The sequence below is a fragment of the Sediminibacillus massiliensis genome (genome assembly GCF_900156915.1).
GTDB classification, from domain to species: domain Bacteria; phylum Bacillota; class Bacilli; order Bacillales; family Amphibacillaceae; genus Sediminibacillus_A; species Sediminibacillus_A massiliensis.
Genome location: NZ_LT732535.1, coordinates 979896 through 995613 on the forward strand (window position 1 = coordinate 979896; position 15718 = coordinate 995613).

The 15718-nt window shown below is 40.7% G+C and carries 16 protein-coding genes; 3 read left to right on the forward strand and 13 right to left on the reverse strand.

Annotated features, from left to right (window positions below; all coding sequences use genetic code 11):
* Positions 1–12 precede the first annotated feature (12 nt).
* Both phnC and CZ434_RS05820 read left to right on the forward strand, forming a co-directional pair.
* On the forward strand, positions 13–783 hold the full coding sequence (phnC, locus tag CZ434_RS05815; RefSeq protein ID WP_077622253.1) for a phosphonate ABC transporter ATP-binding protein: 771 nt from the start codon (positions 13–15) through the stop codon (positions 781–783).
* A 61-nt stretch (positions 784–844) separates the two neighbouring features.
* A complete protein-coding gene (locus CZ434_RS05820) occupies positions 845–1438 on the forward strand; it encodes a polysaccharide deacetylase family protein (protein WP_077622254.1) in 594 nt (197 codons plus the stop codon).
* 44 nt (positions 1439–1482) lie between these two features.
* Here the strand turns inward: CZ434_RS05820 and CZ434_RS05825 are convergent, their stop codons facing one another.
* The 10 genes from CZ434_RS05825 to CZ434_RS22620 form a co-directional block, all read right to left on the reverse strand.
* Entirely contained in the window at positions 1483–1689 is a 207-nt protein-coding gene (locus CZ434_RS05825) for a thioredoxin family protein (RefSeq protein ID WP_077622255.1), read from the reverse strand.
* 203 nt (positions 1690–1892) lie between these two features.
* Entirely contained in the window at positions 1893–2105 is a 213-nt protein-coding gene (locus tag CZ434_RS05830; RefSeq protein ID WP_077622256.1) for a hypothetical protein, read from the reverse strand.
* 376 nt (positions 2106–2481) lie between these two features.
* The gene (locus CZ434_RS05835; protein ID WP_077622257.1) at positions 2482–4635 is read right to left on the reverse strand and encodes a type IA DNA topoisomerase; all 2154 of its coding nucleotides are present in this window, start codon (positions 4633–4635) and stop codon (positions 2482–2484) included.
* 477 nt (positions 4636–5112) lie between these two features.
* On the reverse strand, positions 5113–6327 hold the full coding sequence (locus tag CZ434_RS05840; protein WP_077622258.1) for an NAD(P)/FAD-dependent oxidoreductase: 1215 nt from the start codon (positions 6325–6327) through the stop codon (positions 5113–5115).
* A gap of 217 nt (positions 6328–6544) precedes the next feature.
* Complete coding sequence (locus tag CZ434_RS05845; RefSeq protein ID WP_077622259.1) at positions 6545–7267, reverse strand: amino acid ABC transporter ATP-binding protein; 723 nt, start codon at positions 7265–7267, stop codon at positions 6545–6547.
* Positions 7260–7919, reverse strand: coding sequence for an amino acid ABC transporter permease (locus CZ434_RS05850; protein ID WP_077622260.1), 660 nt, complete (start codon positions 7917–7919; stop codon positions 7260–7262). Before CZ434_RS05850 ends, CZ434_RS05845 begins: the two co-directional genes overlap by 8 nt.
* A 61-nt stretch (positions 7920–7980) precedes the next feature.
* On the reverse strand, positions 7981–8781 hold the full coding sequence (locus CZ434_RS05855; RefSeq protein ID WP_077622261.1) for a transporter substrate-binding domain-containing protein: 801 nt from the start codon (positions 8779–8781) through the stop codon (positions 7981–7983).
* 186 nt (positions 8782–8967) lie between these two features.
* Positions 8968–10128, reverse strand: a complete 1161-nt coding sequence (locus CZ434_RS05860) for a M20 family metallopeptidase (protein ID WP_077622262.1) — start codon at positions 10126–10128, stop codon at positions 8968–8970.
* Between the two features lie 194 nt (positions 10129–10322).
* Positions 10323–11006 (reverse strand): hypothetical protein, encoded by a 684-nt coding sequence (locus CZ434_RS05865; protein WP_077622263.1) that lies wholly within the window; start codon positions 11004–11006, stop codon positions 10323–10325.
* A gap of 72 nt (positions 11007–11078) precedes the next feature.
* A complete protein-coding gene (locus tag CZ434_RS22620) occupies positions 11079–11210 on the reverse strand; it encodes a hypothetical protein (protein ID WP_281252246.1) in 132 nt (43 codons plus the stop codon).
* A gap of 177 nt (positions 11211–11387) precedes the next feature.
* On the opposite strand from CZ434_RS22620, the gene CZ434_RS05870 reads away from it, so the two are divergent.
* Positions 11388–12251 (forward strand): helix-turn-helix domain-containing protein, encoded by an 864-nt coding sequence (locus CZ434_RS05870; RefSeq protein ID WP_179107186.1) that lies wholly within the window; start codon positions 11388–11390, stop codon positions 12249–12251.
* Positions 12252–12255: 4 nt separating this feature from the next.
* Here the strand turns inward: CZ434_RS05870 and CZ434_RS05875 are convergent, their stop codons facing one another.
* The 3 genes from CZ434_RS05875 to CZ434_RS05885 all read right to left on the reverse strand — a co-directional run bounded on the left by CZ434_RS05875 (position 12256) and on the right by CZ434_RS05885 (position 15700).
* Positions 12256–12879: a 3'-5' exonuclease gene (locus CZ434_RS05875; RefSeq protein WP_077622265.1), complete on the reverse strand. Its 624-nt coding sequence runs from the start codon at positions 12877–12879 to the stop codon at positions 12256–12258.
* A gap of 439 nt (positions 12880–13318) precedes the next feature.
* Positions 13319–14209 carry an ROK family protein gene (locus tag CZ434_RS05880; protein WP_077622266.1) on the reverse strand — a complete coding sequence of 297 codons (891 nt, stop codon included), beginning with the start codon at positions 14207–14209 and terminating at the stop codon, positions 13319–13321.
* A 51-nt stretch (positions 14210–14260) separates the two neighbouring features.
* Positions 14261–15700 carry a glycoside hydrolase family 1 protein gene (locus CZ434_RS05885; RefSeq protein ID WP_077622267.1) on the reverse strand — a complete coding sequence of 480 codons (1440 nt, stop codon included), beginning with the start codon at positions 15698–15700 and terminating at the stop codon, positions 14261–14263.
* Positions 15701–15718 lie beyond the last annotated feature (18 nt).

Below are 15718 nucleotides of genomic sequence, written 5' to 3' on the forward strand. Positions count from 1 at the left end.
GGACAGAGTGTTATGATTGAATTAAAAAACTTATCCGTTAAATACAAAGGCAGTGAATCCAACGCCCTCACCGACATAAACCTTACCTTCCATAAAGGTGATTTTGTCTGCATTCTCGGGAAGAGCGGTTCGGGAAAATCAACCCTGATCCGCTGTCTGAACGGTTTGCAACAGCCCACAGAAGGTGATGTTTACTGGAACGGCTCCTCCTTGTCCACCATGTCGGAGGAGGAAATACGGAAAGTTCGCAGAAAAACGGGAATGATTTTTCAACATTTCAACCTCATTCCGCGTTTAAGTGTCCTTCAAAATGTCCTGACCGGAATGTTCGGTTATAGAAGTACGATTAAAAATTTGCTCGGTATGTTTACAGAACAAGAAAAAAAACAAGCTAAACAAGTGATTTTCGATGTAGGTCTGGAAGATCAGTTAAATCGCAGAGTAGAAAAATTATCTGGCGGACAAAAGCAAAGAGTAGGCATTGCACGTGCTATATTACAGCAGCCTGAGGCTCTGTTAGGGGATGAGCCTGTGTCCAGCCTGGACCCTGGGACTTCCAATCATATATTTACGTTATTGCAAGAAATGCATCGACGGCTTCAGCTGCTAAGCATAATCAATGTTCATGATGTAACCCTCGCTAAAAGATACGCTACACGTATTATTGCTTTAAAAGCCGGGGAGATAATCTTTGACGGGAAACCTAGCGAATTTGATGATGAGAAATTTTTCGATACTTATGATGCCGATGATCAAAAACAAAGGGAATTTAGCCATGTATAAGGACGGGAGGTCTTGAAGCATGTTATTGAAAAGTCCATGAATTGTCGATTCTTCAAGGGTCGTGTACGACTCAACAGATGACGTGATTACAAAAAGTGCCACAGAAGGAAAAAAAGTAGTTCTAACATTTGACGACGGGCCGGGTAAACACCTTTCAGCCATACTTGACATTCTCAAACAAGAAGGAGTTCAGGCCATGTTCTTTTGGCAGGCACGGCTTCTTTATCCAGAAAGACCCTGGCTGCGGGTAATCGAAGAAGGTCACACCATTGGTACTCATACACTAAAACACCGAAATCTGGCAAAACTGTCATACCAGCAGCAATTGCTTGACCTGAAGCAAAGTGTAAACGAGATAGAATCGATAACCGGGACGAGGGTGGCATATTTCCGTCCTCCCTTCGGTCAGTATAATCAGGAAACACTCAGAGCAGCTGAGGAATTGGGCTTGGAAACAGTCATGTGGAAGATAGCATCCATTGACTGGGAACTAAAGAACACTCCGGAACAAATAGTCAGCAATGTGGCAGACCACTTACAGGACGGAGCAATCATCTTACTTCATGAACTGAAACAAACGGTAGAAGTTCTTCCAGAGTTGATTCAAACCATCCGAAAAAAAGGCTTTGAATTTACCATACTTAATAAATCTTAAAAAAAGATCCGCCATATTTGTATGGCGGATCTTTCCTTGTTCCTTTATCCTTGGGCGAATTCTTTCACCTGTTCTTCCGGCTTAAAGCCAACTGAACGGTCAACTTCCTCGCCTTCTTTTATAAGCACCATAGTCGGGATGCTTTGCACACCGAACTTGCTTGCTAAATCTGGTGCATCATCAACGTTTACGTAATAAAATTCGACAGCGTCCAGCTGTTCGGATACTTCAGAGACCACCGGTCTCAGCATTCGACAGCCTGGTCACCAATCTGCCCCAAATTCAAGGACAATGGGTTTACTTGCAGATTCTGCGAGTTCTTCATACTTACTCAATGAAATTGATTCAGCCATTATTAACCCTCCTTGTTATTCTCATAATAATCGTACAGGACTGATAATATCATTAAATCAGGAGGGATTTCCATTAAAATGTTCTATAACTGCCTATATACTTACAAAATGACGATTTCCCACCAGGCATAAATACTAAGAAACACAAACACAGCCAGGATAGAACCTTTAGCCCATTCGGGAATTGGATATGGAATGTAGCGGAGTGCCAGTCCGACAATCAGTCCTGCAGCCATCATGAACAGTAATGCATAAAGAAACATTCCCATTAAATTATCTACCGGAAATTTCATGGAATCAATTATGTACCTCATAGACTCACCCTTCTATTTGCCTTACTAAATTAAAATATTTCGTCACATTAATGAAAATTCCTGCAAATTTGACAAAAAAGGCGAAAATCAATGAGTAAAAAAAAGCCAAAATAACCACAAATGGTTATTTTGGCAGATGATTTGCTATTGGAAGGATAGCAATCTAGACTAGACACTAACTAACTGGAATAAAGGGAAACGCTAAGCCGTCTGGTACAAAGGCCAACACACTACAACGATCATCGTTGACAGTCTGTTTCGTTCCTGTGCAACTAATATAACATAGGTATTTCGCCCATTTCCTGTTGTTTGTCAGAACATCTCACACAGTTTTTTCTTATTCCAGTTTCAGATAGTTCGCTCTTTCTCCAAGCGGTTACTTCTTGAATTCCATTTCCCAGCTATAATAATCATTGTCTTCATTTTTTTTATAACGGAGATAGGCATTAAATTTCTTTCCCTTTTTACTGGTCAGCCCTTTTACATATGCCTTTCCGTTTTTAAGCAATGACTTAACCATCGTTTTATTTGCCTTTTTTCTCATGGATGCCAGGAACTTATCATTTTTCCATATTACATATTTACATCCCATTTTCCAGTTGCTGCAGCCAAAGCCTTTCTTACCCTCAATGATTTTATGACCGCATTGAGGACATTTTCCTAATATCTCTGGATTTGAAGTTGTAGAGGTTACTTGGTTGATCGTTGCTTCTTCTGCTGATTTTATTGTAACAACGGAATGACTTGTAAACTCATATACCATATTTAAAAAAGACTGTTTCTCTATCTTTTTCTTTTCCATATCTGCCAAGGTTTTCTCTAGACGGCCTGTAAATTCCAAGTCGAATAACTCATTGATTGGAAAAGTTTCGACTAACTTTTTACCTAATTCTGTACTGTAAAGGTTTTTTTGCCTGCTGGAGATATATCCGATATCTTTCAATTTTTTTATCGTTTCCGCTCTTGTTGCCGGGGTGCCAATACTAAATCCATTGAGTATACTTCCCATCATTTCCTCTGTGTCTTCCTCTTTGATATTTTTACCGCAAGTTTCCATTACTCTTAACAATGTCTTTTCTGTATGATGTTTTGGCGGTTTTGTTACATGGGATGAAACTTGGGAGTTATTCACTTTTACAAGAGCGTTCTTGTTTACGTAAGGAAGCAGCGTGTCCTTACTTTGGATCTTCTCGACTTTCTTCCACCCTTCTCTCAACTGCACTTTACCTTTTGATAGAAAAACACCTTGAAGTTCCATATCTTTAATAGTAGTAACTAATCTGGTTTCTTCATATTCAGCAACAGGCATAAATTGCATAAGAAATCTGTTTTTCACAGCTGTGTAGACGAGTTCCTGATCATTTGTAAGCCGTCCCGGCTTTAAATAAGTAGGAATGATGGCGCTATGACTTTCAACCTTGGCATCATTGAAAATCCTTTTCGACTTCGTGAACTTTAGCTCGCCCTCATAAGGGAGCCCCTCTGCCAGAACTTTCAATACCCCGGCAGCTTTTCCCACAAGACTTTCATCCAGCGCCGTACTGGAAGTTCTTGGATAGGTGATAAATTTCTTTTCATAGAGTGTTTGGGCCACTTTCAACACTTTGTCTGACGTCCAGCCACTATACTTGTTGGTCATGTAACCTTGCAGATTCGAAAGATTAAATAACAGAGGCGGAAACTCTTTCTTTGTTTCTACTTCTTTATCCAATATCTGGGCCTGCCGGTCATCAATTAGCTGTTTTAGCTTCTGCAAATCTTCTTCTTCAGTAAATTTTTCTTGCTTTCCACTCGTATAAGTTCCTTGATATTCTTCCAAGGTATCTGTTTGAAAGGTTGCAGTCAGTTTATAGTAATTCTCCGGCTTGAAATTTTCTATTTCCTTATCCCGATCATAGATAATTTTTAAAGTAGGCAGCAAAACTCTGCCGATATTGAGTGCCTTCCCCCTGCCAGTCTGATATTTCAATGTCGAAACAGAGGTTAAATTGATTCCGATAACCCAGTCTGCCCACTGCCTGCTGATCCCAGCGTCTTGCAAAGGCTTCAATTCAGCATTCGGCTTCATATTGTCCAATCCCCGGATAACTTCCTTGGGTGTCCATTCGTTGATGAGAAGTCTGTAAACCGGCTTACCGATTTTGGCATTTTCAATAATACTATCCCCTATAACCTGTCCTTCCCGGTCATAATCGCAAGCCGAAATTACCATATCAACATCTTTTCGTTTCATTAACCTGTGAATTATCTTTAACTGTTTCTGTGCCCCACTATCCGCCCTGCCCCTATTCCGGGGGTCTGCCTTTACTTTATATTTAAATTCTTGAGGAATAAAAGGAAAATTCTCCATCTTCCACCTTGTCATCTTGCCATCATAGTCTTTCGCATCATAGAGTTGAAGCAAATGTCCAAAGGCCCAAGTGACAATATATTGCTCTCCCTCAAAGTACCCGTCGCTCTTTGTCTTTATCTTCAAGGCATCTGCAATATTCTTTGCGACGGAAGGCTTTTCAGCCAATATCAATTTCATCTGATCACCATTCTTTGCGGTAAATTTATTTTGATTATGAAGGGGGGGTATGTAGTGAATAAATCAAGAGGGATAGTCCTGTACTTAAACCAGTTTCCTTTATGAATGTTCTTATTATAACATATTCTTGGATGATACAGGAACATACATTCGTTTTTATTCACTCCTGATTATTTGGTATGGTGGTTGATGGAATCATTACCCTTTAATTAATCAGTATAATATTATGATAATAATCTTGTTGTATAGCAATAGCCCTGACATGCTTTTTGGAAGAACTTAATTTATTGCAACAAGAAAACCGGCATTCCGAAGAATACCGGTTTAACTATTAACGAAAATCTTTGCTGTTTTCCTGGCTTCTTACCACCACAGTGTATATAACTGTTGAAAGTAATGTCAACAGGGTGACTAACAGTGTATTTTTCATTTCTTTTCCCCCCTCTAAGTGGAGATCTTCCTACCAAAAGAAGTTCATTAAAAAGGTCGTAATTTACCTTTTTTCAATACTAGATTCGGACCGCCGAGCATGAATAGATAACGGTTATCAATTACGTTTTTCATCGCTCTGGCTGTCTTACCGTATAATTTTTTCCCTTCGAAGATGGTACCCATAGCATGACTTCCACCAAGTGAAGCAACGGTCCCTTTATTATCAAATACAAACTCTTCCAACTCTCCGCCTCTTAACAAAGCAGCAATGTTGTTTGCACATGTATCTGCTTCTTGGATAGCGATTTGGGCTGTCGGAGGATATGGACGATCTGTTTCTTTGTTCATCACCCAAGCACAGTCGCCCAGGACAAAGGTATTTTCATAACCAGGTGCACGCAAGTCGGTGTTCACATTCATTTTTCCTTTGAATATCTCGAAGCCGGATTTACCAAGGATTGAATTGGCTTGAACTCCGCCTGTCCAGACGATGGTGCCGCCTTTGATCTCTTCATTGTCATCTCCAACGACAAATGCATCCGGTTTGCATTCGTTGATTTTCGTACCGATTCTGAATTCCACATCACGGAATTCCAGTGATTTACGTGCGTAATCGACAAGATCTTCATCGAACCCAGGAAGAATCGTAGGCGCTGCTTCCACATTGATAATGCGGACTTTTTTGCGGTCAATATCATACTTTTTACAAAGCTTAGGTACTTGTTCTGCAAGTTCGCCAACAAATTCAATTCCGGTAAAGCCGGCTCCGCCTACAATTATGTTTAAGTTCTCTTCGTTCGTATCCTCACCGCTGCTATAACGGGCAAATTGATACTCGATATGTTCACGGATAAGCCGGCTGCTGTCCACGCTTTGGATGGAGAAAGCATTTTCTTCCATCCCTTTGATACCAAAGGTTGCTTTTTCAAAACCAAGGCCAACGACCAGATAATCATACTCCAGTTCTCCGTTTTCAAGGATGACCCTGTTTTCATCTTTTTTAATTTCGACAACAGTATCGTGCACTAGGTCGACCCTGCTTGTATCGATCACGTCACTGATCAACATTCTGACCTTATTGGGGTCGAGCGTTCCAGCTGCCAGTTCATGAAGCCATGTTGTCTGGTAATGGTAATTATGCTTATTAACCAATACAATTTCTGCTTCTTCTGCTTCCAATTTCTGAGTCAATCGTTTTGTTGTCATCATTCCGGCATATCCTGCACCAAGAACGACGATTTTTGGTTTATTGCTGGTCAAGTTGCATCCACCTTTCACATTTATTTCAATGTACTCTTTTAATAGAGTAACATTTTCTACCCATTTTTGTGGTAGATATGTTTAATTGATAAAAGATTCACAAACATAAAACTTTTCCCTAATTATCTCTGACTTAAACCTAAATGTAAAGTGTAAGCCCTTCCCTAAAAGCATAAAAAAAGACAGTCCGCTTTTATGCGGAATGTCATTTGTTTCACTATAATATCTTGTCAAGGAAAGCACGTGCCCGTTCCGATTGTGGATTCTCATAAAAAGCAGTAGGTTCCCCCTCTTCCACAAGTGCTCCTTCGTCCAGAAACAGCACTCTGTCGGCGACTTCCCGTGCAAATCCCATTTCGTGCGTAACGACTGCCATGGTCATTCCTGTCCTGGCCAAATCTTTCATAACATCAAGCACTTCTTTTACCATTTCAGGGTCCAATGCCGACGTAGGTTCGTCGAACAACATTAATTCCGGTTCCATCGCCAGTGCCCTGGCTATCGCCACACGCTGTTTCTGCCCCCCGGAAAGACTAGTAGGATATGCTTTTTCCTTATTAGAAAGGCCGACCTTTGAGAGCAATTCACGCGCCTTGATTTCAGCATCCTGTTTCCTGATCCCTTTTACTTTGACAGGTGCATAAGTTAAATTATCCAAAACCGTCAAATGAGGGAATAAATGAAAGTGTTGAAACACCATCCCGATTTTTTCACGCACTTTCATGATGTTGGTATCAGCATCTGTCAGTACTTCTCCATCTATTTCTATAATTCCGCTCGTCGGTTGCTCCAACAAATTCAAACAACGAAGGAACGTGGACTTTCCAGAACCAGAAGGCCCGATAATGGATACGACTTCCCCTTTTCCGATTTCAGTCGTAATATTCTTCAAAACTTCCACTTCGCCAAATTGTTTGTATAAATTCGCTACTTTAATCACTTAATCTCAACCTCCGTTCAACCATCCTTCCGACAACTGTCAAGCCCATCACCATCAGCCAGTAAATCAAGCCGACAAACAATAGTGGTTCAAAGTTCCGGTAAATATCCGAACCAACTACCTGCGCCCTTCTCATAAGGTCCAAATAACCGATAGTCGATACGAGTGCAGACTCTTTAGTCAATGTGATAAACTCATTCATCAATGCAGGCAAAATATTTTTCATCGCCTGCGGCAGAATAATATCCTTCATCATAGCACGATACGGAACGCCTAATGCCTGTGCAGCCTCTGTCTGTCCTTTGTCAACTGCTTGGATTCCAGCACGTATAATCTCCGATACATATGCGGCTGAATTAAGACCGAACGCCAATATGGCTGATATGAATGGAGTAATATCATATCCAGTCAACTGGGGTATGGCAAAGTAGATGAGCATTAATTGAAGGATTAACGGAGTCCCTCTGAAAATGGAAGTATAAGCATCTCCGATAAAACGGAGAACTCTCTTATGGCTGATTTTGAATAATGAAATAATAGTACCCAATATGAAGCCGAATAGTATTGCCACTGCGACAAATTTTAATGTAACCCATATTCCTTCCAGCATAAAAGGAATATAAGGCACAATTTGGCTAAAATCCAAATTCATGCCTTACACCTCATTTCTATAAATTCTTGGTTGTTGTATTGCCAATCTAAAAAAAGATTCGTTACTGGACGTCTGAGAGCCACTTATCTTTTAGTTCTTGAAGCTTTCCATTTTCTTCTGCTTCTTCAAGTACTTGGTTGACGTCATCGACAAGTTCGCTTCCTTTAGGAAAAGCAACCGCCATTCCCGGGGAGCTTGAAGTCGGGTCGTCAAAACCTGCCAAATCCTGCTCTTCGATATATCCAACAGCAACAGACTTATCCATATAAGCGACATCGATTCGGTTGGACAGAAGTTCCTGGATAAGTGCGGTTCCATCATCCAATTGCTTCATCTCAAAATCCACTTCATTTTCCTTGATTTTCTTGGCGCCTTCTTCCTGGATTGTTCCGAGCTGTACGCCGACGGTTTTTCCTTCAAGGTCATCAAGTTTGCTAATCTGTGAATCTTTCAAAGTGACGAACATTTCACCAGAATGGTTATAAGGCATAGAGAAGTCGACATTCTTTTTCCTGTCCTCTGTAGCAGACATTCCCGAGAGGACCATATCAGCCCTGTTGCTTTGTAAAGCACCGATCAACCCGTCGAATTTCATATCTTGAATCTCCAGCTCATAACCTAGTTCCTCGGCTATGTAATTAGCAAGGTCAATATCAAACCCTTCAATATCTCCTGCTGTATTTCTTGACTCAAATGGAGCGAAGTCGGCTGAGGTGGCCATCTTTATTACTTTCTTTCCACCGTCTTTCTCTTTTTCTGTACTGTTCTCACCGGCAGCTTCTTCGGGGCTTGCAGAATTGCCACATGCTGCCAGCAGCAAAGTGAATACCATCATAAGTGCAAATAAGATTTTCTTTTTCATCTTTTTTTCCTCCATTTGTCGAAATCTATCGATGTATATTTATTCATCTGAATGTATCTTAACAAAAGTCTGCCAATTTGGAAAGAGGATAAATCTATGAATATAAAAAGTTTATATTTTTCGAATATTCTGGATAAGCAGAGTGCCGGTGTGTGCCCGCACTCTGTGACTATTCTATCCTAACTGTTAGTTGTTTTGCTCAAATTCTTTTTTCATCATTTCCAAAAGCTGTTTATTAGTAATCAAGTCATATCCTGTCGTTGCCAGTGCCAGGACCCCTTTACTTAGTACAGTGTGTGAATTATCGGTAATCGTCGTGTCCGCAAACTCTTTCGTATGTGCCACTAGGCCCGGTGAATCCAGCCCAATATACGGATGGATTGCAGGAACGACTTTGCTTACGTTACCCATATCGATCGATCCATAGGAATCTTTCGCTTTATGTATCTTCTGGATTCCGGCGGCAAGAAGGTTGTCTGTAAACAATTTTGACAGAGTCTTATTGGTTACCATATCGTCATAGCTTAATTCATAGTTGCTGATTTTCACCTCGGCTCCCGTCATATCTGCAGCTCCGCGGGCGATATTTTTAACCTTTTGTACAACTTGGTTCAAGTAGCCCCTGTCCTTGGCACGTACATAAAACTGGGCTACTGCTCGGTCCGGCACCACATTCGCTGCCACTCCCCCTTCCGTAATCACCCCATGAATACGAACATCCGATGTTACATGTTGTCTTAAAGCGTTAATTCCATTATATAGTTGAATGACGGAATCAAGTGCATTTATCCCTTCCTCCGGCGATGCAGCGGCATGGCTTGTTCGGCCCTGGTATTCAAATTGAATAGCATCCATGGCCAGTGATTCGCCGCTTTCGTAAGATTCATCTGCCGGATGGAGAATCATTGCTGCGTCTATATCCTTGAACACGCCTTGCTCGGCCATGGGTACTTTTGCCCCATTTGTTTCTTCCGCAGGAGTGCCGAGAACAACAACTCGCCCCCCAATTTCATCAACAACTTTACTCAGCAGTACTCCAGCCCCGGTCCCCATCGTTCCAATTAAATTGTGTCCACAACCATGACCTACGCCAGGCAATGCATCGTATTCTGCCAGGTAAGCAATGGTAGGCCCTTCCAGATTACTGTCATAAACCGCCTTAAAAGCTGTAGGTCTTTCTACGATTCCTGTTTCCACTTTAAATCGATGAGCTTCCAAAAAGTCTGTTAATAGTTTCATGGATTTATATTCTTCATCGCCCAGCTCCGGGTTATGGTACAAATGATCGCTCATATCCCAAAGTTTCTGTTCTATGTTTTTAACTTCTCGCTGTAAGATATCCTTCATAAACGATTGCCCCCAAAATTTTTCTTAAAATTAAGGAATATGCATATTCATAATCCTTTATGTATTTATTTAATATAAACGAAAATGAACCATTCTGACAAATGAATTATAATTATACAATTAAAAAACCTGTCACTTATAGGACAAGGACAGGTAGATATATTGATGATCCTTCTAGATGCCTCTTCGTAACGCTATTGCGGGAAAATCCCAGTGACAACGACACTAAAAGGAACCATTCCTGTAAAGCGGATATAGACACCTTTTCCGTTATTCTGTTTGTGCAATGCAGCGGCAGCTGACCCTGCAACCAATGTAACGGAAGCCGCAACTGCGCGTAACGCAGCCGTCGGAACACTGAACCATGGAATCCATATATCTACTAACCTTGACAGGACCACACCGCCAAGTAATGCATTCCTCGTTTCTTTCGTCAATGCGTCATCGAGGTACATTTTGTAACCCCACCAATACAAACTCAAACTGGATTTTCCGGCCTTTGTTTCTGTTGGCGTAATAAGCTCTGCACTGTTTTGGTTTATTTGTTCTTTAGATGAAATCTCATAGTTCTCATCTATCTCCAAAGTGCCTGCCTTCACCTCTTTGTTAATGGCAGCCATCCACTGCTCAATGGCACTGACAAAAACTGGAGGAACATCAGAAACAAACTCGATTTCTTCATTGAATGAAACTGTACCATCCTCCTTCAATATCAAATACTCTTCTAGTCGACCGACATAATCATCTATTCTCTCCCTGTCCAAAACTTCCGTTTCAATCACTTTTCTTGTTTGGATAGCTTTAATTGATGGAGATATTGAATAGCTGCAAACGAAGAGAATCGTCAATAAGCCGAACAGACTTCTGCTTACATTCATACGATATCCTCCCTTGTTTGAGTGGCTTGCAATCGACATAGAAACACATCAGAAATGCCGGCAATGCTTTCCCTACATTTGATCCATAGAATGGGCAAGTGGTAAATGATCATCTGCGGTTTGAATAGAAGTTAGATCCCCCGATGTTCCGTACATGCCTGCGACTATCCATACAATCAAGAAAACTTTTGCTATAATCTTCATCTTGATCCCCCTTTCTATTTAATTGTTTCTAGTATATTTAACTTCCGACAAAAAAAAGACAGGCATAATTGCCTGAATTCAAGTGAATTTACGTTAAAAAAGGTTGTTATTTAGCCACTTCACTGTTATTCATATTATAATATGAATATAATCATAGTTTTTAAAAGGGGGACAGTTATGGGTCATTTGGGGCAGATAATCAAAGAATTGAGAGAGTACCGGGACTTGTCGCAACTGGAACTATGTGAAGATATTTGCACACAGTCTTTTATCAGTAGATTGGAAAAAGGAGAAGTCTCTCCTTCAGCACAGGTTCTCTACCGAATCGCCCTGAGGCTAGGGGTTGATATCAATTATTTTTTTGAATTTGCCAATAACTGCCGTAAAGACTATGCAAGAGAATTTTGTGAAGAAATAAGAAAACTCATCATTCACTCTTCTTTTCAGGAAGCGCAGGATTTATTGCTCGCAGAAACAAACAATCCCCGATTCAAATCAATGGACATGCAGAAATTCATGCTGTGGAACAAAGGAATTTGCGATTACTACGTAAATCAGGAATTTCACCGCTCTATCCGTACTCTTAATCACGCCTTAAAAATCACCGAAACAGCCCTTACCATTTTAACTGTCAGGGATATCGAAATCATGAACTCGATTGCGAACATATATAACGAAGAAAGAGACATCGACAATGCAGTCGCATGGTATCAGTGTGCTATCCAATATTGGAAAAGGACCCCATCTTTTCAAAAAGATAATTTATATTATCGCATTTTATACAATTATGCCGTTGTATTAAGCAGAAAAGAAGACTACCAGCAAGCACTCAATCTTTGTAACAAGGGGATCAGGGCCTGTTTGGAGAACCATAATCTATATCTGCTGGGAGAATTCCTTTATGAGAAAGGATTGAACCTATCCTATCTTGGCGAAAAAACAAACAGTCAGAAGTACATGAAACAAGCTCTTTATCTATCCGAAATTCAAGAAAAAGTGAGTTATGTTACGTTTATAAACGGCAGAATGGAAAAACTATGACAATCTAATCATGGAATTGTCGTGTCTTTCGCCTTTTTCTTTGAGCGGGTTTTGTTTTCGGAGCAACATAACCCCTTTCAAATATCCGGCCGCAAGTAAGACCGTATTTTTCTTTGAGCCCTTCCATGCTTTCTGCCTGCTGCTCTTTGAGGGCAGCCATTAAAATCAAGGCGGCCACTCTCGCGTCCTCTAAAGCATCGTGATGATTGAATTCGATGTTATTATGAGAAGCCACTGTGTTCAGTTTATGATTGAATAAATCCGGCCATACTTTTTTGGAGATATTCACTGTACAAAGATACTCCAGTTCCGGGTACTCTATTTCATAACGGTCGAGAGTAGCTCTTAAAACACTCATGTCGAAACTGGCATTGTGCGCCACAACTAAATTATTTTCTAAGTAACCTCTGATGACGGGCCATAATTGGTCAAAAGTCGGCGCATCCTCCACATCCACCTCTCTGATTCCGTGAATATAGGTGTTATATGGGCTGAATTCCATCAAAGGGTTTATGAGACTGTAATATTCTTCGATGATCTCATGCTCATTTGCGACCACTATTCCTATCGAACAAGGACTGTACCGGACACTGTTGGCAGTTTCAAAGTCTATCGATACTATATTCATAAAAATCCTCCATACAAAAAATGAAAAGCATGCATTTTCTATCATTTTAAAACAATCTAATCCTATTAGCTAATATCCTGCGTTAATAAAAAGGGGTTTAATAGATTTCTGTTTTATCGTTTATCCCATAAACTGTGAACTAACTTTCTTCAGGATGACTTCCTTCCGTCCTTTTCGGTTTGAGTGGTTGCCCAACGCTGCGGAAAGCGAAGTGTTCTGCCGAAGCTACTACATCTACTTCGCTATCACAAACAAGAGGGAGCTTCCCTTGAATGGATATTCACTAGTTTACAGTTCCGATCAACTTTTATGGCTTAAATAAGAATATTGACGGGCAGATAGGTGTAGTGCCGAGATGTTTGCGTGCAAAATTCCTAAAAAAGAGGAAAAGCTTATCAGCTTTTCCTCCATACTATCAGAAACGTTCTATTCTAATATATTATACAATATTGTTTTCTTTTTGAAATCCGTATACTGCACCTAACAAATTGGCATTTTGGCGGAATTTACAGGCAGCGATATTGGGTTTGATTTTTGCCAATGTAACATTTTCCAAAATCCAATCCAGTTTATCGTTTATCTTGTCAATAAGATCACTTCTTGCGCTTACCCCTCCACCGATCAAGATTATCTCCGGATCGTAAATATATTGGAGATTGTAGATACCAAGGGCAAGCAGCCGATAAAATTGGTCGATTGCTTCTTGACAGTCAGAATCACCATCATCGGCCATCGCGAAAATTTCCTCCCCTGTCAACGATTCTGGATCTACATCCTTTTTGGCGGCCACATTTCTTACTAAGGCTGCCGTGGAAGCCACTCTGCTCCACACCCCATCATTTTCGACAAAGTCGCTGTTAATCAACATGTATCCAAATTCGCCGCCATGAAGGTTTCCGCCTTTATGAAGGAGACCGTCTTTTATTACAGAACCACCGATACCTGTACCGATAACCATGACAAGAACGTCTTTTTTTCCTTTAGCTGAACCATTCCACAGTTCTGCATAACCAGCACAGTTGGCATCATTTTCCAAATAAACCGACAACCCCGTCCGTTCAGCTATCAGTTTTTTTATATTAGGCCCATGAATGAAAGGAAGCGCACTGGAACCGTGGATAACTCCTTCAGATGAAACAGCTCCAGGAGAACTTACTGCTATGCCGGCAATTCCGTGATAACGCTTGGCAATTTGTTCAATACAATCCAATAACTCATTCAATGTTTTTGGAGTCTTAACTTTTTCACTTTCCATAATTTCAGCCTTGTCATTTACAATCCCGTATTTTATATATGTCCCGCCAATATCAAAAGCTAGATAACGCTTCATACTAATCCCCCACATCCCTGTTAGTGCGCCTGTCTGATCAGTAGCATTTCATTATTTATTGATATCATCATCCAATGCTTCAAATTGTCCGGTTTCAATCAATTGTTTATACCAATAGGCGGATTTCTTCAAGGTACGATTCCGGTTATCTTCCAAATCGATTTCCACCAGCCCATATCTGTTTTTAAATGCATTCATTGGTGAAACATTGTCAGAGAAAGCCCAAAGCATATATCCCGTACAATTCACGCCTTCCTCAACAGCCTTCAACAGCCATTTCAAGTGTTCACTGATAAATTCGATCCGGTAATCGTCTTGTATTACATTCTCATTATTTTTGAACCTTTTTTCATTCTCTACTCCCATACCGTTTTCTGCAATGAACCATTCAATGTTGCCATATTCTTCTTTCATGCGAACAGCCATATCATACATGATCTGCGGATAGATTTCCCAGCCTCGATAAGGATTCATTTTCTTTCCTGGCAGGTCGAATTTTTCATAATAGTACTCAGGATGGAATGGTGTTCTCTCATTCCAGGCAGTACTCCTTGCTTTTACACGATGCGGGAAATATAGGTTCAGGCCAACATAGTCTACAGTATTCTCTTTGATGATTTGCAACTCTTCTTCCGTAGATTCGAATCTAATGTCATGTTTATCCATTAAATCAAACAATTCCTGTGGGTAAACCCCATGTATGGAAGGGTCAAGAAAGACTCTGTTGAAAAACAAATCATAGATTCTCGCCGCCTCCTGATCATGTTCAGCTGTCGACCGGGCATATGTAACTTCCGGGTTGATGATGACGCCGATTTTGGCACCGTTTTTCTCCTTAAGCCCTTTCTCTTTGAATAGCTGGACTATTTTGGCGGTTGCCAGGCCCTTATTGTAATTCCACTGCATCCATTTCTTTGTATTTTGTTCGAATGGCCAGCGGATAGCATCCAAATACACACGTGTTTGAACGACCACAGGTTCATTAAACGTGAACCAATGTTTAACACGGTCCCCATACCGTTCAAACACTTTTTCGGCATATTTTACAAACAATTCGACCACATGTTTGGAGCCCCAGCCGCCATACTCTTCAAATAGCACGGCAGGTACTTCGTAGTGTTCAAGGCAAATCATCGGCTCCACACCGTTCGCTATCAACTCATTGATCATATCATCTATATAACTGGCATACTCTTCATCTACTACAGCGTTTTCATAGTCTGTCAAAAAGCGCGACCAATTGATCGAGGTACGGAAATGGGTAAGTCCTATTTCCTTCATATACCCAATGTCTTCCTTGTAACGGTTCCTGAAGTCGGTGGCTACAGCCGGCCCATATCCGTTATGCCATACGTTTTTATTATTTTTGTACCATAAATCGAGATAAGAGTCTTGTGTGTCTTTTTTTCCGGTCCACCCTTCTGACTGCCAGGCCGAGATTGCTGCTCCAATCATAAATTTATCCGGTACTTTAATTGTTTTCGTTTGCATAATATCTCTCCTTTTATA

Bases quoted from the DNA above. Each gene is read 5' to 3' on its own strand.
- CZ434_RS05860 (WP_077622262.1), bottom strand. From the start codon at position 10,128: ATGAAGGATATCTTACAGCGAGAAGTTAAAAACATAGAACAGAAACTT.
- CZ434_RS05885 (WP_077622267.1), bottom strand. From the start codon at position 15,700: ATGCAAACGAAAACAATTAAAGTACCGGATAAATTTATGATTGGAGCA.
- CZ434_RS05870 (WP_179107186.1), top strand. From the start codon at position 11,388: ATGGGTCATTTGGGGCAGATAATCAAAGAATTGAGAGAGTACCGGGAC.
- CZ434_RS05865 (WP_077622263.1), bottom strand. From the start codon at position 11,006: ATGAATGTAAGCAGAAGTCTGTTCGGCTTATTGACGATTCTCTTCGTT.
- CZ434_RS05830 (WP_077622256.1), bottom strand. From the start codon at position 2,105: ATGAGGTACATAATTGATTCCATGAAATTTCCGGTAGATAATTTAATG.
- CZ434_RS05875 (WP_077622265.1), bottom strand. From the start codon at position 12,879: ATGAATATAGTATCGATAGACTTTGAAACTGCCAACAGTGTCCGGTAC.
- CZ434_RS22620 (WP_281252246.1), bottom strand. From the start codon at position 11,210: ATGAAGATTATAGCAAAAGTTTTCTTGATTGTATGGATAGTCGCAGGC.
- phnC (WP_077622253.1), top strand. From the start codon at position 13: ATGATTGAATTAAAAAACTTATCCGTTAAATACAAAGGCAGTGAATCC.
- CZ434_RS05825 (WP_077622255.1), bottom strand. From the start codon at position 1,689: ATGCTGAGACCGGTGGTCTCTGAAGTATCCGAACAGCTGGACGCTGTC.
- CZ434_RS05850 (WP_077622260.1), bottom strand. From the start codon at position 7,919: ATGAATTTGGATTTTAGCCAAATTGTGCCTTATATTCCTTTTATGCTG.
- CZ434_RS05855 (WP_077622261.1), bottom strand. From the start codon at position 8,781: ATGAAAAAGAAAATCTTATTTGCACTTATGATGGTATTCACTTTGCTG.
- CZ434_RS05835 (WP_077622257.1), bottom strand. From the start codon at position 4,635: ATGAAATTGATATTGGCTGAAAAGCCTTCCGTCGCAAAGAATATTGCA.
- CZ434_RS05880 (WP_077622266.1), bottom strand. From the start codon at position 14,209: ATGAAGCGTTATCTAGCTTTTGATATTGGCGGGACATATATAAAATAC.